Source organism: Streptomyces sp. JLBT605 (assembly GCF_058215555.1).
The window spans coordinates 2,592,230-2,612,776 of record NZ_CM177087.1 but is presented as its reverse complement, the minus strand read 5'-3'; the positions used below and the strand labels follow the sequence as shown (position 1 = coordinate 2,612,776).

The 20,547-nt window shown below is 72.3% G+C and carries 12 protein-coding genes; 5 read left to right on the top strand and 7 right to left on the bottom strand.

From position 1 onward, the window contains the following. Window positions 1–97 precede the first annotated feature (97 nt). Genes AC4BDD_RS11680 through AC4BDD_RS11670 form a run of 3 tightly spaced genes read left to right on the top strand, consistent with a single transcriptional unit; the run spans window position 98 to window position 1,645 of the window. Window positions 98–892 carry a helix-turn-helix domain-containing protein gene (locus AC4BDD_RS11680; protein ID WP_490690932.1) on the top strand — a complete coding sequence of 265 codons (795 nt, stop codon included), beginning with the start codon at window positions 98–100 and terminating at the stop codon, window positions 890–892. After that, window positions 885–1,181, top strand: a complete 297-nt coding sequence (locus tag AC4BDD_RS11675) for a DUF397 domain-containing protein (RefSeq protein ID WP_490690931.1) — start codon at window positions 885–887, stop codon at window positions 1,179–1,181. The genes AC4BDD_RS11680 and AC4BDD_RS11675 overlap by 8 nt, the downstream gene beginning before the upstream one ends. An 8-nt stretch (window positions 1,182–1,189) precedes the next feature. Next, window positions 1,190–1,645, top strand: a complete 456-nt coding sequence (locus AC4BDD_RS11670; RefSeq protein ID WP_490690930.1) for a hypothetical protein — start codon at window positions 1,190–1,192, stop codon at window positions 1,643–1,645. A gap of 96 nt (window positions 1,646–1,741) precedes the next feature. Here the strand turns inward: AC4BDD_RS11670 and AC4BDD_RS11665 are convergent, their stop codons facing one another. The 3 genes from AC4BDD_RS11665 to AC4BDD_RS11655 are packed head-to-tail and all read right to left on the bottom strand — an operon-like array spanning window position 1,742 to window position 10,641. Continuing rightward, window positions 1,742–2,155: a nuclear transport factor 2 family protein gene (locus tag AC4BDD_RS11665; protein ID WP_490690929.1), complete on the bottom strand. Its 414-nt coding sequence runs from the start codon at window positions 2,153–2,155 to the stop codon at window positions 1,742–1,744. A gap of 30 nt (window positions 2,156–2,185) precedes the next feature. Further along, complete coding sequence (locus tag AC4BDD_RS11660; protein ID WP_490690928.1) at window positions 2,186–3,355, bottom strand: FAD-dependent monooxygenase; 1,170 nt, start codon at window positions 3,353–3,355, stop codon at window positions 2,186–2,188. Beyond that, window positions 3,352–10,641 carry an amino acid adenylation domain-containing protein gene (locus AC4BDD_RS11655; RefSeq protein WP_490690927.1) on the bottom strand — a complete coding sequence of 2,430 codons (7,290 nt, stop codon included), beginning with the start codon at window positions 10,639–10,641 and terminating at the stop codon, window positions 3,352–3,354. The genes AC4BDD_RS11660 and AC4BDD_RS11655 overlap by 4 nt, the downstream gene beginning before the upstream one ends. Before the next feature lie 336 nt (window positions 10,642–10,977). Between AC4BDD_RS11655 and AC4BDD_RS11650 the strand changes: the two genes are divergently transcribed. Continuing rightward, on the top strand, window positions 10,978–12,396 hold the full coding sequence (locus tag AC4BDD_RS11650; protein WP_490690926.1) for an amidase: 1,419 nt from the start codon (window positions 10,978–10,980) through the stop codon (window positions 12,394–12,396). A gap of 44 nt (window positions 12,397–12,440) precedes the next feature. Further along, complete coding sequence (locus tag AC4BDD_RS11645) at window positions 12,441–13,277, top strand: phytanoyl-CoA dioxygenase family protein (protein WP_490690925.1); 837 nt, start codon at window positions 12,441–12,443, stop codon at window positions 13,275–13,277. 107 nt (window positions 13,278–13,384) lie between these two features. Here the strand turns inward: AC4BDD_RS11645 and AC4BDD_RS11640 are convergent, their stop codons facing one another. From AC4BDD_RS11640 to AC4BDD_RS11625, 4 genes are all read right to left on the bottom strand, one after another. Beyond that, window positions 13,385–14,644 (bottom strand): cytochrome P450 family protein, encoded by a 1,260-nt coding sequence (locus AC4BDD_RS11640; RefSeq protein WP_490690924.1) that lies wholly within the window; start codon window positions 14,642–14,644, stop codon window positions 13,385–13,387. After that, window positions 14,637–17,930 carry an ACP S-malonyltransferase gene (fabD, locus tag AC4BDD_RS11635; protein ID WP_490690923.1) on the bottom strand — a complete coding sequence of 1,098 codons (3,294 nt, stop codon included), beginning with the start codon at window positions 17,928–17,930 and terminating at the stop codon, window positions 14,637–14,639. Before fabD ends, AC4BDD_RS11640 begins: the two co-directional genes overlap by 8 nt. Continuing rightward, on the bottom strand, window positions 17,927–18,895 hold the full coding sequence (locus AC4BDD_RS11630; protein ID WP_490690922.1) for a class I SAM-dependent methyltransferase: 969 nt from the start codon (window positions 18,893–18,895) through the stop codon (window positions 17,927–17,929). The genes fabD and AC4BDD_RS11630 overlap by 4 nt, the downstream gene beginning before the upstream one ends. 114 nt (window positions 18,896–19,009) lie before the next feature. Further along, the gene (locus AC4BDD_RS11625) at window positions 19,010–20,500 is read right to left on the bottom strand and encodes an acyltransferase domain-containing protein (protein WP_490690921.1); all 1,491 of its coding nucleotides are present in this window, start codon (window positions 20,498–20,500) and stop codon (window positions 19,010–19,012) included. Window positions 20,501–20,547 lie beyond the last annotated feature (47 nt).

Here is a 20,547-nt window from a genome sequence, read left to right as displayed (position 1 = left end):
CTGACCTTTGCCTTTCCCACCTCAGCGTTCAGCAACGGCGAGTAGCCTGCTAGTGGTCGGAGAGTGACGTCCCGCTTGTCGCAAGGGGGTTGACGGGATGGGTACCACGTACGGCGAATGGCTCAAGAAGCAGCGGGAAGCGGCGGGCATGACGCAGCAGGAGCTGGCCGACGAGGCGATCATGACCCGCTCGCACATCTCCCATATCGAGGCGGGGCGCCGCATCCCGTCCAAGGAGGACGCACGCCGCCTGGACAAGGTCCTGAACACGGGAAACGTGCTGAGTACCTTCTTGCCGGGCGATGACTCGGAGGTCACCGACTACTTCGCATCGGTGCGGCACCTTGAGCAACAGGCCACGGTGATTCGCGAGTACGCGTCGACCTACGTGCCTGGCATCCTCCAGACGGAGCGGTACGCGCGTGCGGTCCTGGGGAACACCTACCCTCCGCGGAGTGACGATGAGCGTGACAGGCTCGTTGTCGCACGGCTTGAGCGGGCTAAGGTCCTCGTCGATCCGGTGACGCCCGTAGTCTGGGCCCTGCTGGATGAGGGTGTCCTGCGCCGCCCTGTCGGCGGCAGGGGCGTCATGGCCGAGCAGATCAGGCACCTCGTCAGCCTGGCTGATAGCAGGCGCGTACGTGTGCATGTGATGCCTTTCGAGCTAGGCGACTACCCGCTCATGCAGGGGTCTCTGAAGCTGATGTGGTTCGAGGACCAGCCCCCGGCGGCCTACTCCGAGGGCGTCTACATGGGAAGGTTGCTTGACTCCCCGGCCACGGTCGAGCGGTTGCAGGGCGTCTACCATCAAGCGTTGGGCGAGGCACTGCCGATGAAGGAGTCACTCGCCCTACTGCGGGAGACAGCAAGGGAGTTCGGACACCATGACTGAGCACACCATCTCCGACGCGTCCCTGCTGAGCGGTTGGCGTAAGTCGTCCTACAGCGGGTCCGACCCCGACAACTGCGTCGAGGTGATCATCCCGGACGCCACCACACTGGACGGCTGGCGCAAGTCGTCTCACAGCAATAACGAAGGCGGCAGCTGCATCGAGGTGCTCGACGGCCACCCCGCCGGCGTTCCCGTCCGGGACAGCAAGGACCCGCACGGTCCCGCGCTCGTCTTCGACGCGTCCGCCTGGACGTCATTCGTCGCGGCGGTCAAGCGCGGGGAGTTCTGATAGCACCCATGCGCCGCTACACCGCAGCCACCACCGCTCTGCTCGCCTTGCTGCTGACCGCCGGTTGTGGCGGCGGGGACGAGGACGACGGCAAGGGCGTCGAGAAGGCCGGCCATGGGCCCACGTCCAAGCCCGGTGCCGAGAAGCCGGAATCGGCGCTTGACCTGCCCGCGCGGGCGCGGGTCCTGGTCGGGCCGGTCTCGGGGACGGATGACGCGAAACTGCCCGGGTTCAGGGTGGAGAAGGACGTCTACACGGTTTACGCCACCTGTGTGGGCAAGGGCAGGATGACGATCGTCTACGGGAACGAGGCCAAGGACCGTCCGACTCCGGTCTCCTGCGACGGTCCCGCCACCATTGGGCGGGTCTACACGGACGCCAGGAGCCAGTCCCTGGCCGTGGAGGTGAGCGGAGGAAACCCGCGGTGGACGATCGCGGTCGTCGCGGGGGCGCACGGGATGTGAGACGCGGCTGAGACCCGGCCGCTCCGCGGCGGCGGCACACGCGCGGCCGCGCCGCACCGTGAACCACGGTGCGGCGCGGCGGGTGAGCCGAAAGACTCAGCTGGTGGCGGCGTCGCCGAAGAGGGTCTGCTCGAAGAACGCGGTGTCGAAGTACTCGCGCATCCCCTGGATCTTGCCGTCCGCGACGGTGAAGACCGAGACGATCGGGTTCTCGTACGGCAGGCCCTTGATCGTGGTGGACCGGGTCACGCACTCGACGACCACGTGCGGGCCCTCGGCCACGATCGCGCGGACCTGGACGTCGTACGGGCTCTCCGGGTCGAAGAGGGCGGCCATCTTGCCCATGAACTCGCCCAGGATCGTGTCCCGGCCGGTCCAGGTGCCCGACAGCGGGTGGCTGCCCGCGATCCAGTAGGTGGCGTCCTCCGCCAGCACCTCCTGGACGGTGGGGATGTCCCGCTCGCCGAGTGCCTTGAGGTAGCGCTCGACGACGCTACGGGATTCGGACATGGTTGCTCCTGTCTGTGGGTCGGTGGCGGCTCAGTCCGCGTCGGGCAGGGTCATCGCCGTCTCGTACGGCTGGAAGAGCTTGTCCAGCGGCGTGAGGCGGAGGAAGGCGGCGCGGGCCGCCATGCCGATCGGGTTCGACACCTGCTCGGTCTTGGCCAGCTCGTGCGAGACCTCCACCATCTGCCGGGTCCGCTCGCGCCGCCGGTCCTCGTAGGCGCGCAGTGCCGCGACCGGGTCGGAGGCGTCCTTGAGGGACTTGGCCAGCACCACGGCGCTCTCGATCGCGGAGCTGCCGCCCTGCGCGAGGCTGGGCAGCATGGGGTGCGCGGCGTCGCCGAGCAGGGTCACCGGGCCGTCGCCCCACTGGTCCAGGAACGGCCGGTCCTGGGCCGGCACGGCCAGGATGTCGTCGACCGGGGTGAGGTCGATGACCTCCGCGATCTCCGGCGCCCACCGATGGAAGCTGCGGACCAGGGGCTCCTTCTCGCCGTTCCAGACCTGTCCGGCGGGGATGTTCTTCGTGACCCACCAGTAGACCCGGCCGTGGCCGATGTCGTGCAGGCCGAAGCGGGTGCCGCGGCCCCAGTACTGGGCGTTGAAGCCGGGCACCACCCGGGGGTGCTGGAAGTCGGCCAGCGCCAGCCAGCACAGGAACCCGGACTGGCGCGGCTCGCCGGCCGCGGCGGCCGACACCTGGCGGCGGATCGGGGAGCGGATGCCGTCGGCGCCGATGAGGATGTCACCGGTGGCCTCGCGGCCGTCCGCGAAGCGCACCCGGACCCCGTCGCCGGTCTTCTCGTAGCCGGTGGCGACCGCGCCCAGCTCGATCGGCAGATCGCCGGCCTCCTGGAGCAGGGCCGCCTGGAGGTCGCCGCGGGCGATGCAGACGCTCGGCGCCCCGACCTTGGCGTACAGGTCGGTGAGCGGCATCTCGCGGAGCATGTGGCCGCGCGGGGTGAGGATCTGCAGGCTGGTGGCGACCTGGCCGCGCTTCTCGATGCCCAGCTCGATGCCGATCGACTGCAGCGAGCGGACCGCGTTGCTCATCACGGTGAGACCGAAGCCGACCGGCGTCAGCTCGCTCGCCCGCTCGTACACCTCGACGTCGAGTCCGGCGCGGCGCAGCGCGACGGCCGCGGTCAGCCCGCCGATGCCCGCGCCGACGACGATCGCCTTGGTGCGGGAGGTTCCTGCGCTCATGCGGTGTGCCCCTCCCCGCTCAGCTCGGCTATGGCGCGTGCGACGAATTCCACGTACGGCTCCTGCATGACTTGAAGGTGGTCCCCGGGGACATCGACGATCCGGACGCGGCCGCTGGTGCGGGCCGCCCATCCGTTGCTGGGGTCGCGGTGCATGGTCCCGGCGGCGCCGTGCATGGGCTCCAGCACCTTGGGCAGCGGCTCCGTCGCGTGCAGCAACGTCAGGTCCAGGTCGACGACTTCGGGGCGGAAATCGATGACGGAGTGCCAGTTCGCCTTGAAGATATCGAACAGACGGCCCACGGCGGCCTGGGACGCGCCCGCCGGCAGGATGCCGGAGGCGGCCGCGCGCTCCGCGACGATCTCCAGCTTCTCCGCCTGGGTCGCGGCCTGCTCGGTCAGCGCGTCGACCGGGCCGCCGGACTCCACGCTGCTGTAGGCCGGGGCGGCGGAGTCGGTGGCGGACGGGTCCGCGTCGGCCTGCGGCTCCTGACTGCCCTGGCCGAGCCAGAGCAGCTCCCAGAAGAACCAGTTCAGCAGCGAGTCGTCGTCGGCGGTCGCGGTGTGCTCCGGGTTGAGGGCCACCGAGTCGAGCAGGATCAGATCACCGACCTGTTCGCCGGCGGCGCGCAGCCGCCGGGCCATCTCGAAGGCCACGAAGCCGCCGAAGGACCAGCCGCCGATGCGGTACGGGCCGTGCGGCTGCACCCGCTTGATGGCCGCCAGATAGCTCTCCGCCAGCGCCCCCACACTGCGCAGCGGTTCACTGCCGGGCTCCCCGCCGATCGCCTGGAGGGCGTAGAACGGCTGGTCGTCCGGCAGGTGCCGGGCGAGCGGCAGATAGCACAGCACGTTGCCGCCCATCGGATGCACGAAGAACAGCGGTGTGCGCGAGCCGGCGGGCCGGATGGGCACCAGCGGGTCGAAGGCCGCCACCGCACCGCCCGAGCGCAGCCGCTCGGCGAGACCCGCGGCGGTCGGGGTGGCGATGAACGCGGACATCGGGATGGACACCCCGTACCGCTGCTCGACGGTGACCACCAGCCGCATCGCGGTGATCGAGGTGCCGCCCAGGTCGAAGAAGTCGTCGTGCGGGCCGATCCCGGGCTGCTGGAGCACCTCGGCGAGCATCTCGACCAGCGAGCTCTCGTAGTGGTCGCGCGGCGGGGTGCGGTCGGCGGGGGCGGTGGCCGCCGCCAGCGGCATCGCGCGCAGGGCCGCGTCGTCGCGCTTGCCGCTGGGGGTCAGCGGCAGTTCGGGCAGCCAGCCGAAGTGCGAGGGGACCAGGTGGTCGGGGAGGACCTGCCGGAGCAGCTTGCGCACCTCGCCCAGGTCCACCGCCTCCTCCTCGCCCACCAGGAAGGCGGCGAGGAAGGAGTCACCGCCGTCCCGCTTGCGGGCCACCACCGCGGCCTCGCGGATCGCCGGCCGCAGCTGGTCCAGGTCCATCAGGGCGAGTTCCACCTCGGCCGGTTCGACCCGGAAGCCGCGCACCTTCACCTGGTTGTCGGCCCGTCCGACGCAGGCGATCGAGCCGTCGGGCAGCACCATCGCCAGGTCGCCGGTGCGGTACAGCCTGCCGCCGTCGGGGTCGGCGGGGTCCGGGGCGAACCGCTCGGCGGTCAGCTCGGGGGCGTTCTCGTAGCCGAGCGCCAGGCAGTCGCCGCCCAGATACAGCTCGCCCACCGCGCCGGGCGGCAGCGGCCGGAGTCCGGCGTCGAGCACCCGCACCCGCGCCCCGGTGACCGGCTTGCCGATCGGCGGCAGCAGCGGGAAGGCGGCCGGGTCCCCGGTCATCGGGAAGCTGGTCACCACATGGGACTCGGTCGGCCCGTACTGGTTCTCCAGCAGGACCCCGGGCAGCGCGGCGCACAGCCGGCGGATCTCCTCGGTCACCCGCAGCTGCTCGCCGGAGGAGACCAGTACCCGCAGCGCGCGCGGCACCAGGCCCAGGGCGTCGGAGGCGGACGCGAGCTGCTGCAGCGCCACGTACGGCAGGAACACCCGCTCGACGCGCTCGGCGTCCAGCAGCCGCAGCAGCTGCGGCATGTCGCGCCGCACCTCCTCGGCGACCAGGCAGAGCGTGCCGCCCCGGCTGAGGGTGGCGAAGATCTCCTGGAAGGAGACGTCGAAGCTCAGCGGCGCGAACTGCAGGGTGCGGCCCGCGAAGTCACCGCTGGGCACGGAGTTCTGCCAGGCCACCAGGTTGGCCAGGGCCCGGTGCGGCATGGTGACACCCTTGGGCCGGCCGGTGGAGCCGGAGGTGAACAGCACATACGCCACGCCGTCCGGCTCGATGGCCGGCAGCGGCCCGTCCCACTCCTCGCCCTCGCCACCGGTGAGCGCCTCGGCGTCCAGCAGCAGTGCCGGGTCGCCGACCAGCTGGGCGTGCCGGGCGTGCGCCACCACCCGGAACGGGCGGGACGTCTCCAGCATCGCGGCAAGCCGCTCCTTGGGGTAGCCGACGTCCAGCGGCAGGCATCCCGCGCCCGCCCGGGCGATGCCCAGGACGACGGCGATCATCTCCGGGGAGCGGTCCATCGCGATGCCGATCCGGGCACCGGCGGGGGTGCCCAGGGCCAGCAGCCGCCGCGCGATCCGCTCGGCCGCCTGGTCCAGCTCCGCGTACGTCCACCGCTCCTCGCCGAAGGAGAGGGCGACGGCGTCGGGGGTGATGGCGGCCTGGTCGGCGAAGGCACGCACCACGTCGGGCACCGGGGCTTCCCGGCCGGCCGGGGAGTTCGCCGGCTGGTCGGCGAGGAAGGCGAAGTCGACCGGCTCCTCGGGGCGTTCGACGATCCGGGTCAGCAACGCGGCGAAGGTGGCCGCGAACAGGTCGAGCTGCCCGGGGGTGTAGGTCCGGGCGTCGCCGTCGATCCGCAGCCCGATGCGCGCGTCGTGCGGATCGGTCATCGCGTTCACCAGCAGGCCCAGATCGGTCTCCTCCCAGGTGCGGAAGGAGCGCAGCGTGATGCCGGGGACCTGGCCGAGTGCCGTGAGCACGTGGAAGTGCACGTAGTTGAACGCGGTCCGCAGCACGGTCCGGCCGCCCACCGCCTCCTGGATGGCGGCCAGCGGATAGCGCCGGTGCGGGTGGACCGACCGCTCCTCGCGGTAGACCTCGCGCACGGTGGACAGCCAGCTGCCGGCCCCGGTGGCGGTGGCGTCGGCGGAGGCGGCATCCACGCGCAACGGCACGGTGTTCAGGAAGAGTCCGGCGGTGCGCTCGGCGTCCTCCCGCTCCGGCCGGCCGTGGGTGACCAGGCCGGTGGTGACGTCCTCGGTGCCGGTCAGCAGCCGCAGGGTGAGGACGTGCGCGGCCAGCAGCACCGCCTTGACCGGCACGGACCGCTCGCGCGCCAGGCGCCGGACCTGCTCGCCCAGCTCCGGCGGCAGCTCGGCGTGGTGCACCACCACGCCCTCGGATCCCGCCGCCGGCGGCTCGTACTGCCGGAAACCGTCGGGCTGGGTGAGCTTCGCGCCCTCCAGCCGCTCGCGCCAGAACTCGGCCGAAGCCTCGGCGGCCAGGGCCCGCTGCTCCTCCCGCGCGTACAGCGCCAGGGACGGCGGCTGCTCGGGGGAGACCGGGCCGATGTCCAGGCCCAGCCCGTGGGCGTAGTCCTGGAGCAGCTCCCGGATCAGGGTGGCGACGCTCCAGCCGTCCAGGATGGCGTGGTGGAAGCTGAACACCAGCTCCACCGAACCGGCCAGCACATGGGCGCGGAAGAGGAACAGCGGCGCGGTGTCGAAGCGGTAGCGGTGACGCCGGCGTTCCTCGATGTGCGCGGCGATCCGCTCCTCGGCGGCGCTCTCCGCCAGCCGGCGCAGATCGGCGATCTCCAGGCCGCCGTCGGCCTCCGCGTGGATGATCTGGAGCGGCACCGAGTGGCCGGCCAGGTCGAAGGAGGAGCGCAGCACCGGGTGGCGGGCGACGAGGGCGGCGAAGGCCGCCTCGAAGGCGTCCTGGTCCCAGGCGACGTCCAGCGAGTAGCGGAAGACGTCGTGGTAGCGGGCCGAGTCCTCGTGCTCGCGGCCGTGGTAGAGCATGGCCAGCTGGAGCCGGGTGACGGGGAAGGCGTCGACCGCGCCGGCCAGTCGGCCGCGGTCGGTCAGCGGCACCAGCTCGAACGGGGCGGGCGCGGGCCCGCTCTCCACGGGGGCGGTGGACACCTGGGCGGCCAGCGCCGCCACGGTCGGGTTCCGCACCAGGTCGGCGAGGGAGAAGAACAGCCCCCGCCGCTCCGCCGCGGCCCGCACCCGGAGCATCACGATGGAGTCGCCGCCGAGCGCGAAGTAGTTGTCGTGCACGCCCACCGAATCGGCGCCCAGCTGCTCGGCCCACACCTCGGCCAGCGCCGCCTCGGTGGCGTCCCGCGGTGCCTCGCCGGAGCCGGCCGCCACCTGGGGCAGCGGCAGCGCGCGCCGGTCGGTCTTGCCGTTCGGCGTGAGCGGGATGGACTCCAGCCGCATGAAGTACGCCGGGATCATGAACTCCGGCAGCGTCTCGGCGAGATGGGCACGCAGCGGTGCCGGATCGAGCTCGCGGTCCGCGACGTAGTAGCCCACCAGGTATCCGGCCCGGCCTTCGGGCCGCTGGTCGACCACGGCGGCCTGGCGCACCCCGGGCGCGCCGGCCAGCCGGGCCCGGACCTCGCCCAGCTCGATGCGGTGGCCGCGGATCTTCACCTGCTCGTCGATGCGGCCGAGGTACTCCAGCTCGCCGCCGGCGAGCCAGCGCACCAGGTCGCCGGTGCGGTACATCCGCTCGCCCTCGGTGAAGGGGTCGGCGACGAACTTCTCCTCGGTCAGCTCCGGGCGGCCCAGGTAGCCGCGGGCCAGGCCGACACCGGCGATGCACAGCTCGCCGGGCACGCCGACCGGCTGCGGGGCGTCCCCGGAGCCGAGCACATAGAGCCGGATGTTGTCGATCGGCCGCCCGATCGGCACCCGGTGCACCGGCCGCGCCGGGTCGCCGGGCAGGTCGTGGCCGCTGACGTCGACGGTCGCCTCGGTCGGGCCGTAGAGGTTCACCAGCCGCGGGGCGGCCTCGCCGAGGTGGCCGAAGAGCCGGGCGAAACGGTTCGCCTGGTCGGCCGGGAGGGCCTCGCCGCTGCAGAAGACGAACCGCAGCGAGGCGGCGTCCGCGCACAGCCCGGGGGAGGACTCCAGCAGCTCCAGGAACGCCTCGAACATCGACGGCACGAAGTGCAGGACGCCGACCCGGTGGGCCGCGATGGCGCGCAGGATCTCCCGCGGGTCCTTCTCCCCGCCGGGCGTCAGCAGCGCCACCCGCGCGCCCTCGATCGCCCACCAGAACAGCTCCCACACCGACACGTCGAAGGACATCGGCGTCTTGTGGAGCAGGGTGTCGCCCTGGCCCACCGGATACTTCTTCTGCATCCAGGCCAGCCGGTTGACCACCGAGTGGTGCTCGACCATGACGCCCTTGGGCCGGCCGGTCGAACCCGAGGTGTAGATGACGTAGGCGAGATCGCGGGCGGTGGCGAGCGACTCGACCGGGGTCGTGGGCAGGTCGCCCAGGGTGTGTACGGCGATGGCCGGCGCATCGGTGCCGGTGGCGGCCGCGGGCGGCTCGGCGCCCACCAGTACCGCCTTGGCCTCGCTGTCCGCCAGCATGTACCGGATGCGCTCGTCCGGGTAATCGGGCGTGACCGGCACGTACGCGCCGCCGGCCTTGAGAGTGCCCAGGATCGCGGCGAGCGTGTGCGGACCGCGCTCCAGGACCACGGCGACCCGGTCGCCCAGGCCCACCCCGGCCGCCCGCAGCGCGTGCGCGACCTGGTTGGCGCGCGCGTCCAGCTCGGCGTAGGTCAGGGTCTCGATGGCGCCGTCCGGCGTGTCCGCCACCACCGCGACCTGCTCCGGGGCGCGGGCCACCCGCTCCTCGAAGAGCTGGTGGAGCGTCTTGTCGTGCGCGTAAGGAGCCTTGGTGGCGTTCCTGGTGTGCACCAGGTCCTCGAACTCCGCGGCGTCGAGCATCGGCAGGTCGTCCACCGGCTGGTCCAGCCGGTCCAGGCCGCCGCGCAGCAGGGTCTGAAGGTGGCCGGCGACCGCGGTGATCGGGAAGTCCTCGTCGAAGACGTCCAGGGCGTGGTCGAGGTCGACGCGGATCTCGCCGGTGTCCTCGAACTCCCGGATGCCGACCGCCAGGGCGTCGTCGTCATGCGGGAAGACCCGCAGTTCGGTCTCCCGGGTCAGGCCGGCGGGGGAGTCGGGGCGCGGGTAGCGCAGATAGGAGATCGCCACGTCGAACAGGCGGCGCGGACCCTCGGCGGAGCCGGGCAGCGCGCGCAGCAGGTCGCCGAGGGCGAGCCGGTCGTGGGCGCGCAGCGCGCGGGTGGTGGCGTGGACACCGGCCGCGATCTCCCGCAGGGTGCGCTGACCACCGGTCGGCACGCGCAGCGGCAGGGTGTTGGCGAACTGGCCGATCGTCCGCATCTCGGTGTCACCGTGCCGGTTGAGGAACGGGACCCCCAGGGTCACCTCTCCGGTGCGGTGCACCCGGCTCAGATAGACGCCGAAGACGGCGCTCAGGTAGGAGAAGGGCGTCAGGCCCGCCTCGCGAATGCGGTCGGCGAAGGCCTTTTCCAGGACCAGGGAATGACGTGCGTCACCCCTGGAGCCGCTCGCCTCTTTCCTGGTGAAAAGGGCCGGCGTCGCATCGCCGAGCGTGGTCCGGAAGAAGTCGCGGTCCTGCTCGAAATCGGCGGACGCCCGGTAGCGGGCCTCTTCCTTGACGAAATCCAGATACTGCGGGGCGGTGAAGTCCGCAGGGGCTCCGCCGTCCTGCACGCGGGCGTAATCGGCGAGCACCTGGCCGGTGAATTGGCTGAGCGCCCACAGGTCGGAGACGAGATGGTGGATCCGGATGCACAGATGGGTGACCGTGTCGCTCTCGCGCACCAGGAAGAATTCCGCGAGCGCGGAGCGGCGCAGGGTGAACGGGCGGGTCGCGGCGGTGTCCAGCCAGGCCGTCACGGCCGCGGCCGGGTCCGGGTCGCCGGACAGGTCGACGATCGTCACCTCGGGTGTTCCGGGGTCAACCCACTGGAAGGGGACCCCGTCTTCCTCGTCGAACAGTAAGCGGTAGGCGTCGGTTCGCATCGCGGCCCGGGTCACGCACTCCGCGAGGAGGGTGACGTCGACGGGGCCGGTCAGACGCTCGGACAGTATGCCCTGGAATTGCGTGCTGTCGGGCAGATATGAGGCCGCGGCCCATATATCTCGCTGATAGGCGGTAAGACTGGTACGTGAAGCGGAGTGCACGTTGTTCCTTCCCCCGTTGGTGCTTGGCAACAGCTCCGCTTGGACGCTACGTTTGCTCGCTCCATCTGCCAACCCCTCAACAAAATGGGAAGAATCACCAGCGGAATCATGGCGTCCGCTAACCCCTACGGCTATGCCGGATAGGGGTCTCCTGGGGTGTCGACGTGCGGTGTCCCAGGCGTAGACTCCGCGGCGAAATCAGGGAGACCTGAAGGCCGTCGGCCGCCACCCTTGAACAGGGCCTGCGAAAAAGACACGCACGAGAGGGGAAAGGGGCGCGCCCGGCCACTCGAAGGCCCGGCCGGCCCCAGCGACGACATGGGCGACATGGGCGACATGCGTAAGACGGAGTCGGACATCTGGCAGGCGAGCGCTACCACGCTGGCGGCACGGATCGCCGCCGGTGAGGTCAGCGCCGCCGAGGCGGTCGAAAGCCATCTGGCCCGGATCGCCGCCGTCAACCCCGCGCTGAACGCGGTCACCGGCGTCCTCGCCGACCGCGCGCGCCAGGCCGCGGCCGAGACCGACCGGCGCCGGGCCGCCGGCGAGCCGCTCGGCCCGCTCGCCGGAGTCCCGTTCACCGTCAAGGACAACATCCACGTCGCCGGTGAGCCCACCACCCAGGGCGTGCCGGCCTTCCGCCAGCTGATCGCCCCCGCCGACTCCCCGCCGGTGGACCGGCTGTGCGCGGCCGGCGCGATCCCCATCGGCCGCACCAACATGCCCGACATGGGCATGCGCGGCATGCACACCCGCAGCGAGCTGCACGGCGACACCGTCAACCCCTGGGACCCCACCCGGACTCCGGGCGGCACCAGCGGCGGCGACGCCGTCGCGGTCGCCGCCGGCATGGCGCCGCTGGGCCTGGCCAACGACTGGGAGGGCTCCAACCGCATCCCGGCCACCTTCTGCGGTGTCGCCGGACTGCGCCCCAGCTACGGCCGGTACGCCTCGGACAACCGGCTGGCCGGCCGCGAGCCGCAGACCTCCTCGATGCTCTTCCCCGTCGACGGACCCCTGGCCCGTACCGTCGCCGACCTGCGCGCCGTGCACGAGGTGCTGGCCGGAGCCGACCCGCGCGACCCGCGCGCCGTCCCGGTCCCGGCCTACGGCACCCCGCCGGCCGGTCCGCTGCGGGTCGCCGTCGCCGCCGACCCCGGCGGCCTGGGCGTCCACCCCGAGGTGCGCGCGGCCGTGGAGCGCGCCGCCGACGCGCTGGCCAAGGCCGGCTACGAGGTCGAGGAGGTCGAGGTCCCCCGGCTCGCGGAGGCCGTCGAGGCCTACTCGCGGCTGGTGATGACGGACTACAGCCTCAGCTACGCGGTGGTCAGCACCCTGATGCCCGAGGACGGCCGGCGCTTCCTGGAGATGTCGATGGAGCGGACGCCTCCGGTCGACCTCGCCGGATACGTGGGGCTCATGGGGGTCCGCCTGGGCGTGCAGCGCGCCTGGACGCAGTTCCAGGAGCGCTACCCGCTGCTGCTCGGCCCGGTGTTCACCGAGCCGGCGCCGGAACCGGGCCTGGAGGCGCGCGGACCCGAGGAGCTGGACCGGGTGTGGACCGCGCAGCGGCTGTGCTCGGTCTCCACCTTCCTGGGACTGCCCGCGGTGGCCGTGCCCACCGGCGTCACCGGCTCCATGCCGCAGGGCGTGCAGCTCATCGGCCAGGTCTACCGCGAGGACCTGTGCCTGGCCGCGGCCGAGGCGATCGAGGACGCGCTGGGCACTCTCACCCCCCTCGACCCCCGCTCCTGACCCCGACCCATCGACGCGCCCTCATCGACGATCCCGAGGTTCCCATGGCACTCACCCGACTCGGCCCCACCGCTTCCCTCGACGAGGTCTGCGAGGTGCTCGACCGCGACGGCGGTCTGATCATCGAGGACCTGATCGACCAGGAGACCCTCAAGGGACTGTGGGAGGACCTCGGTCCCGCCCTGGAGCAGAACGGCTACGGGGACAACGACTTCACCGGTCACAAGACCAAGCGGATGTCCTCGCTCTTCGCCCGCTCCCGCCACATGGAGAAGCTGGCCCTCAACCCCCTCTACCTCGGCGCCGCCCGCCGCCTCATCCAGCAGCCGGTGCCGATCTGGTTCGGCGGGCAGCGCACCGAGATCGCCCCGAACATCCAGATCAGCGCCACCCAGGTGATCCAGATCTGGCCGGGCGAGGGCTCCCAGGCCCTGCACCGCGACGACACCTCGCACCTGATGCCCTACCCCGCCCCCACCAGCCGGGTCCAGATGATGCTGGGCATGAGCGACTTCACCGCGGACAACGGCGGCACGCTGGTCATCCCCGGCAGCCACCGCTGGGACGACGAACGCGGACCGAAGAAAGAGGAGACCATCGCCACCGAGATGGCCGCCGGCTCCTGCCTGATCTGGCTCGGCGGCCTCTACCACGCCGGCGGCACCAACGTCTCCGACGCCCCGCGCACCGGCCTGACCCTGTCCATGGTCCGCGGCAACCTCCGGCAGGAGGAGAACCAGTACCTGGCCGTGCCCAAGGAGATCGTCCGCGAGTACCCCGAGGAGCTCCAGCGGCTCCTGGGCTACGACACCTGCCCGCCCTTCCTCGGCTGGTACGAGTCGAGCGACCCGCACGCCCTCCTCCACGCCGACCCCGCGTAACCGGCCGGAGCCGGCCCGAGCCGGCCCGGAACACACGCGACGATGGCCGCACCCCCTTGTCAGGGGTGCGGCCATCGTCGTTGTACGCGAGGCGCGATGCGCGGCGCTCAGCCCAGCAGCACCGGCATCTTCTGGATGCCCACCAGGAACCGCGGCGCGATCTCCTCGGCGGGAACCGCGAGCCGGATCGCGGGGAAGCGGTCGAACAGACTCCGCAGCGCGATCTCGATCTCGGTCATCGCCAGTGAGGACCCCGGGCAGAAGTGCGGCCCGCGGCTGAACCCCAGATGCGGGTTGGGGCTGCGCGTCACGTCCAGCACTTCGGGGTCGGGGAACTCCCCGGCGTCCCGGTTGGCCGCGGCCAGCACCACCAGCACCCCCTCGCCCGGCTGGACGGTCACCCCGTCCACCTCCACCGGCTCGGTGGCGAACCGCCGGAAGGCGTGCTTGACCGGAGCGGCGTGCCGCATCACCTCGGCGAGCCCGGTCGACCAGGTGGTCTTCCCCGACCGGATCAGCTCCAGCTGATCGGGGCGGCCCAGCAGGGTGAAGATGCTCAGCGCGATCATCTGGCGCGCCGAGTCGTGGCCGGCCTGGATGATCAGGATGGCCATCGAGGTCAGCTCGTCGTCGGTGAGCCGCTCGCCGTCCTCGTCATGCGCCCGGATCAGCTCGGAGAGCAGATCGTCCCCGGGGTTCGTACGGCGCTCGGCGATCAGGTCCCGGATCACGCCGACCATGCCGCGCAACGCGGGCACCAGCACGTCCACCGGCGGCATCACCGGGCCGTTGAAGGTGTGGGCCCACTGGAGCCACTGCGCGCGGTGCTCCTCGTCCACCCCGATCAGCTCGGAGACCACCCGCAGCGGCAGCGGATCCGCCAGCCGCGCGATCAGGTCGGTCTCGGCGTCCGGGTCCAGGGCGTCCAGCAACTCGTCGACCATGCCCTGGATGACCGGCCGCATGGTGCGCACCTGGCGGGCGGAGAAGGCCAGCGTCACCAGCGGGCGCACCCGGTTGTGGTCGGCCCGGTCCATGGACAGCAGGGTCGAGTCGAACAGCGACACCAGGTCCTCGGGCATGCCCCGGGCGCGCAGCCCTTCGGCGTGCGAGTCGCCCGGGGGACGGCTGGTGAAGCGCTGGTCCGTCAGGACCGTCTTCGCCGCCTCGTACCGGGTGACGATCCAGGTCGGGGATCCGTCGAAGGTCCGGCCCCGGCAGATCGGGCGCGGCGCGGTCATCCACCGCTCGCCCGCGGCCGGATCGGTGATGAACGCCAGATCCGACAGGTTGTACTCGCTGAACTCCCCCGTCGCGTCGGTGCCCGGACCCTTCGCCCGCCCGGTGGTCTCCGCTGTGTCAGCCACTGCTCCGCCTCCCCGCCACGATGGCGCTCGCCTCATTCATGATCCGGCGGCCGATGTCGTCGGCGTGCCGGCTCCGCCACGCCCCCAGGCCCGCCTCCCGCAGCCACTGGTTGCTCGCCCCCAGGGCCGGGCCGCACGCCACCTGGAAGTCCATCTCACGGCCCGCCTCGCCCGCCACGGCCAGGCGCAGCGAGCGGTCGCAGTACCACCGGAAGACCAGCGCCATCCGGCGCTTGGGGTCCGGCTCCGGCTCGCCCGGCGCGGCGTCGCGGCGCAGCTCTGCAAGGACGTCGTCGAACGCGGCCTGGAAGTAGCGCTCCTCGATGTGGGCACGGACCTTGGCGTCGATACGCTGCCAGTCGTCGTGCGTGCGCCACAGGTCGTAGAGCTTGTTGGCGCGGGCGTGGAAGAGCACGCCCTTCTTCAACACCCGGGTCCGGCCGCCCAGTTCGAACAGGTCGCCGAAGGGCGCGTAGGTGGTGTCGTGCACGTCCAGGTCCTGGAGCATGTCCTTGACCCGGTCGCTCATGCCGCTCTCGACCGTGCACACATGGGCCGAGCCGATCAGCACGAAGTCGGCGCCCAGCACGAAGGCCGCGGCCGCCGCCTCCGGTGCGCCGATGCCGCCGCCCGCGCCCAGCCGTACCGGGGCCAGCCGGGGGAAGGACCGGGCCACCTCGTCGCGCAGCCGCCGCACCGACGGCAGCAGCGAGGGCAGCACGCCCATGTCGGTGTAGCCGCCCGCGTCGCCGACCGCGCACACGTCGTCGGCCATCGGCAGCAGCGCCGCGGCCGCCGCCTCCTCGGCGGTGATCGCGCCGTCCGCCAGCAGCCGCTCCACGATCCGGGCCGGCGGCGGCTCGAAGAACAGCCGCGCCACATCCGGCCGGGTCACCTTCGCCAGCAGCCGCCGCGGGGCCTGCGCCCGCCCGTCGCTCACCCGCGCGCCGCGCAGCCGGTAGCGCACCAGCGCCGGGGTGATCTGCACATAGGTGGAGACCTCCAGGAAGCGCACCCCGGCGGCCAGCGCGGCGTCCACCACGTCGTTCTCCGCGCGCGCCCCGAACGGGCTGTAGGTGAGGTTCACCCCCCACGGGGCGGCCTGGCCCAGCCGGCCGCGCAGCGCCTCCAGCGCGTCCCGCAGCTGCCCGCCGGTCAGCCCGCTGGTGCCCAGGAAGGACAGGAAACCGGCGCCCGCCATCCGGGCCACGAACTCCACCGAGGTGACCCCGTGGTGCATGCCGCCCGCGACGTACGCGTAATCGACGCCGTACGCGGCGCGGAACTCCGCGGACCCCAGCGTCCGCCCGGTCAGCGCGGGCGCCTCGGGCACCACGGTCGCCACGGGCACCTCGGGCGCCGGGACCGCCACCGGCGCGGCGGCCGCCGCGACCGGGGTGGCGGGGGTGGCAGGGGACGGCTCGGCGGGCAGCGGGACCGCCTCCGCCTGGATCTTGGCGACCAGCTTGGTCAGCACCGTCCCCGGACCCAGCTCACGGACCTGGAGGGGGCCTTGGCCCATCAGGAAGCGCACGCTGTCGGTCCAGTGCACGGTGGAGTCGATCTGCCGCCGCAGCTTCGTCCTGACGTCATCCGCCCCGCCGTACGGCCGGGCGTCGACATTGGCGATGACCGGGATCTTGGGAGCCGCGAAGACGAAGCCGTCCAGGAAACCGCCGAACTCCTCGGCGGCGCCGGCCATGTAGCGGCTGTGGAAGGGGGCGCTCACATTGAGCGGCACACAGCGCGCCCCGGCCTCGGTGAACAGCGGCAGCGCCCGGTCCACCGCCTCCTTGGGCCCGGCGATCACCGTCTGGGAGGGCGAGTTGAGGTTGGCGATGTCGATGGCGTCCAGCCCCGCCTGCGCCAGCACCTTGCGGACCAGGTCGGTGTCGCCCGCGACGGCCGCCATGGTGCCGCCGTCCGCCCGGCTCATCAGCTCGCCGCGCCTGCGCACCAGCCGCAGCCCGGTCTCGAAGTCGTACACCCCGGCCGCGAAGAGCGCGACGTACTCGCCCAGGCTGTGCCCGAGCACGTAGTCCGGCAGCCGGCCGCCCTCCTGGAGCGCGGCCAGATGCGTCAGCGCACTGACCACGTACAGCGCGGGCTGGGTGAACTCGGTCTGCTTCAGTTTGCGGTCCGGATCCTCCACGCACAGCGTGCGGATCGAGTAGCCGAGGATCTCATCGGCCCGGGCGGTCAGCTCCGGGAAGCGGTCGAACAGCTCCTTGCCCATGCCCTTGACCTGCGACCCCTGGCCGGGAAAGACATGGACGAGCACGGGTGCGGCAGTCATCTGCGCGGACTCCGGGGTCGGTTGCGGCTGCTCGGCGGGACGGCGGTACGCCAGGACCTTCTCCACCAGCGCGCCGTCCCGGGAGAACGGCGACATCAGCGGCAGCGCCCTGGACGCCGCACCGGCCGGCAGCCGGGGGGTGATCAGATTCGCCATGGAGCCGGACGGACCCAGATCCAGGCACAGGTGGCGGTCCTCGGCCAGCAGCCGGTCCACCAGCGGCCGGACGTCGAAGGGCCGCCGCATCACCTGCCAGATGTGCTCCGCGGACAGCTCCGGCACCTCGCCGCCGGTGGTCGCCGACAGCAGCGGCACCCGCGGGCGGCGCAGGGTGAGCTTCCCGATCAGCGCCAGGAAGTCCTCCCGGACCGCCTCGATGTAGGAGGAGTGGAAGGCGAACGGCACCGGCAGCCGCTGGAAGAGCACACCCTTGCCCGTCAGGAACTCCTCGGCCCGGTCCAGGTCGTGCTCGGTGCCGGCCACCACGAAGTTGTTCGGGGAGTTCACCGCGGCCAGCTGGCAGCGCCCGTGCAGGGCGCTCTCGCGCTCGAAGAACTCCGGCTCGGCCAGCACCGCCAGCATGCCGCCACGCGGGCAGCGCTCCGTGAAGACCTCTACCTGGCGCAGCAGCAGCGTCAGCGCCTCGTGCGGGTCCAGGGCCTCGGCCACCGCGCAGGCCGCGACCTCGCCGAGGCTGGCCCCCAGGACGGCGTCCGGCCGGATGCCCTGGGCGATGAGGGACCGGGCCAGCGCGTACTCGACCATGAAGATCCCCGGCTGGCTGTCCCGGAAGCCGTCGAAGGGCTCGTCCAGCCGCCGGTCGGCGCCGTAGATCCGCTCCAGCACGGAGTCCCCGCGCGTGGAGCGGACGACCTGGTCCAGGTCGAGCAGGGTGGCGCGGTAGACCTCGTCGTTCTCGTACAGCCAGCTGCCCATGTGGTGGTACTGGGACCCCTGGCCGGCGAACATGAAGACATTGCGCAGGGTCATGCGCCCGGCCCCTGGACCTTCCGCGCTATGTGGTGGCGGTAGCTGTCCGGCAGCGCGGTCAGCGCGGGGACGATGCCGGCCTTCTTCAGGGCCTTCGTCAGCGCGGTGTCCTGGTAGCCGGCGAACTTCGCGCCGAACACCGCCCGCCGGGCCTGCTCGCCGAGCACCCGGGTGAGCAGCGGCATCCGCTTGGCCTCGAAGGTCTTGCGGAAGTGGCTGCCCGGGGCCATCCGGCGCCGGATGGAGGCCCGCACCTCGGGCGAGACGTCCCGCTCGTGGATCCACTCCAGCTCCGTCGACTCCTCCTTCAGGCGCGTCATCAGCTCATAGCGCGGCTTGGTGAAGGTGTCGATGTGCGAGAAGTGGCCGCCGGGCTTGAGCACCCGGGCCACCTCGCTCAGGAACTTCGGGAAGTCCGGGTAGGTGTGCGAGCTCTCGATGTTGATCACCAGGTCGAGGGAGTCGTCCTCGAACGGCAGGTTCTCCGCGTCGCCCTCGACGAAGCGCAGCGCCTCGCCGCGCGAGAGCCGGGTGGTGGCCCGGGTGACGGCCTGCGGTGACAGGTCCAGGCCGGTGGCCTGCTTCGGCTCGATGATCCGGCACAGGAAGTTCAGGCCCTCGCCCAGGCCGCAGCCGACCTCCAGCACCGAGGCGCCCGCCAGCTCGTCCAGGGAGACGGGCAGGTCGCGCAGGGCCAGGAAGTACAGCTGCTCGGAGAACCCGTCGGTGTCGTAGTCGCCGAAGCCCGGGATCAGGGTCCGGATCTCCTTGAGCAGGGCGGCGTCGTGCATGCCCCAGTTCCAGATGTCGCCCTTGGTCGAGGACGAGGCGGCGCTGTCGTACACCGCCGAAGTGGCGCCCTTGAACCGCTCGCTGAGCGCACGGCCCGGGCCGCTCCCGTTGGCGTTTGCATTGATCGCTCGGAGTCCCTCGGCGAACTCCGTGAAGACCTTTGGGGTGGCCATCTCTTCCTCTCGCGCAGCTCTTCGGGGGATCGGCAGTGCGCCGCCGCTCGCAGGTTATGGCGGCCTCCGGGGCGCGAGACACCCCTAAAGGAACCGCCCCCTATGTGCTGGTGATCAGCCGACGGTGACCGGTGAGACCGCCGGTCCGGGGCGGCTCGCGCGGCCCAGCACAGCGGCGGCCAGGGCCCTTTGATAGGGCGTCAGCGCGGGCCGGCCGGCCGGCTCAGCGAGGCCGTGCCCGCCCGGCAGCGCCACCCGGCGGCCACCGGCCGCGTGCACCTGCGCCCACCGGGGGTCGCGGCCCAGCGCGTACAGCGCGCCCAGCGAGGTGAGCATCGCCGAGCGCTCGGCCTGCCGGCGGCTGGAGAGCAGCGCGCGGCCGCTAAGCCCCGCGTGCTCCAGGCACTGCTGCACCGACCCGGCCAGCACCGGATGCCCGCTGATCTCCAGGAACACGCCGTGCCCGCCGATGCGCAGCAACCCGACCGCCTCGGCGAACCGCACCGGCTCCCGCAGGTTCCGCATCCAGTACGCGGACGTCAGCTCGGGGCCCGAGATGCGCTCCAGCGTCACCGTGGAGTACATCGGCAGCACCGCGCGGCGCGGCCGCAGCTCGCGCAGCGCCGCGTCCAGGTCCGCACGCAGCTCGTCCACGTAGTGACTGTGCGAGGCGACCGTGCCGCGCACCAGCTTGCAGTAGACGTCCTGCTCGTCCAGGTGCCGGGTGATCTCCTCCAGCGAGTCCGCGTCCCCGGCCAGCACGCACAGCCGCGGGCTGTTGTAGCCCGCCACACTGACCCGCCCGCCGGTTCCGTCGGCCAGCGCCGACGCCTCGCCGGGCGACAGCTCGGCCACCGCCAGCGCGCCCTTGCCGCTGATCCGGCGCAGCAGCGCGCTGCGCCGGCAGGCGATCATCGCCGCGTCCTCGAGGGAGAGCGCGCCCGCCACATGGGAGGCGGCGATCTCGCCCATGCTGTGCCCCACCACCGCGTCCGGCTCGACGCCCCAGGCGCGCCACAGCTCGGCGAGCGCCACCTGCATGGTGAAGAGCACCGGCTGCAGCACATCGATCTCGTGCAGCCGGGAATCGGCCTCGTCCAGCCCCAGCTGCTCCTCCACCGAGAAGTCCACATGCCGCCGCACCACGGCGTCGCACCGCCGGACCGCGTCCGCGAAGGCCGGCTCGGTGCGCAGCAGCTCGCGGCCCATCCCGAACCACTGGTGGCCCTGGCCCGCGAAGACGAAGACGATCTTGCGCTCGTCCGGCGGCGGAGCGCCCGCTCCCGCCGGGCCCGCCGGATCGTCGAGCACCTCCTCGAGCCGCTCGGCGAGCTCCGGGTAGGACCGGGCGACGACCGCGGCCCGGTGCGGATGGTGCCGTGTCGCGACGCTCGCGGTGTACGCCAGGTCGGCGAGGTGGCCTGCGTCCGCACCCGCCGAGCGGGCATGGTCCCGGTACGCCCGCAAGCGGGCGGTCAGCTCCTCGGCGGACGGCGCGGACAGCGGCAGCAGCCGGGCCGGGCCTTCCGGCGGACCCGCCACGGCGGAGGGTGCGGCGGACGGGGTGGCGGAGGGCGCGGGGGAGGGGGCGAGCGGCTCGGTCACCTGTGGACACCTTTCGTGGGGAACGCCCACTTCCGTGGGATCGCGGG

Coding starts and splice junctions, on each gene's coding strand:
- AC4BDD_RS11665 (WP_490690929.1), bottom strand. CDS start 2,155: ATGTCCGAATCCCGTAGCGTCGTCGAGCGCTACCTCAAGGCACTCGGC.
- AC4BDD_RS11660 (WP_490690928.1), bottom strand. CDS start 3,355: ATGAGCGCAGGAACCTCCCGCACCAAGGCGATCGTCGTCGGCGCGGGC.
- AC4BDD_RS11630 (WP_490690922.1), bottom strand. CDS start 18,895: ATGGCCACCCCAAAGGTCTTCACGGAGTTCGCCGAGGGACTCCGAGCG.
- AC4BDD_RS11645 (WP_490690925.1), top strand. CDS start 12,441: ATGGCACTCACCCGACTCGGCCCCACCGCTTCCCTCGACGAGGTCTGC.
- AC4BDD_RS11650 (WP_490690926.1), top strand. CDS start 10,978: ATGCGTAAGACGGAGTCGGACATCTGGCAGGCGAGCGCTACCACGCTG.
- fabD (WP_490690923.1), bottom strand. CDS start 17,930: ATGACCCTGCGCAATGTCTTCATGTTCGCCGGCCAGGGGTCCCAGTAC.
- AC4BDD_RS11675 (WP_490690931.1), top strand. CDS start 885: ATGACTGAGCACACCATCTCCGACGCGTCCCTGCTGAGCGGTTGGCGT.
- AC4BDD_RS11670 (WP_490690930.1), top strand. CDS start 1,190: ATGCGCCGCTACACCGCAGCCACCACCGCTCTGCTCGCCTTGCTGCTG.
- AC4BDD_RS11680 (WP_490690932.1), top strand. CDS start 98: ATGGGTACCACGTACGGCGAATGGCTCAAGAAGCAGCGGGAAGCGGCG.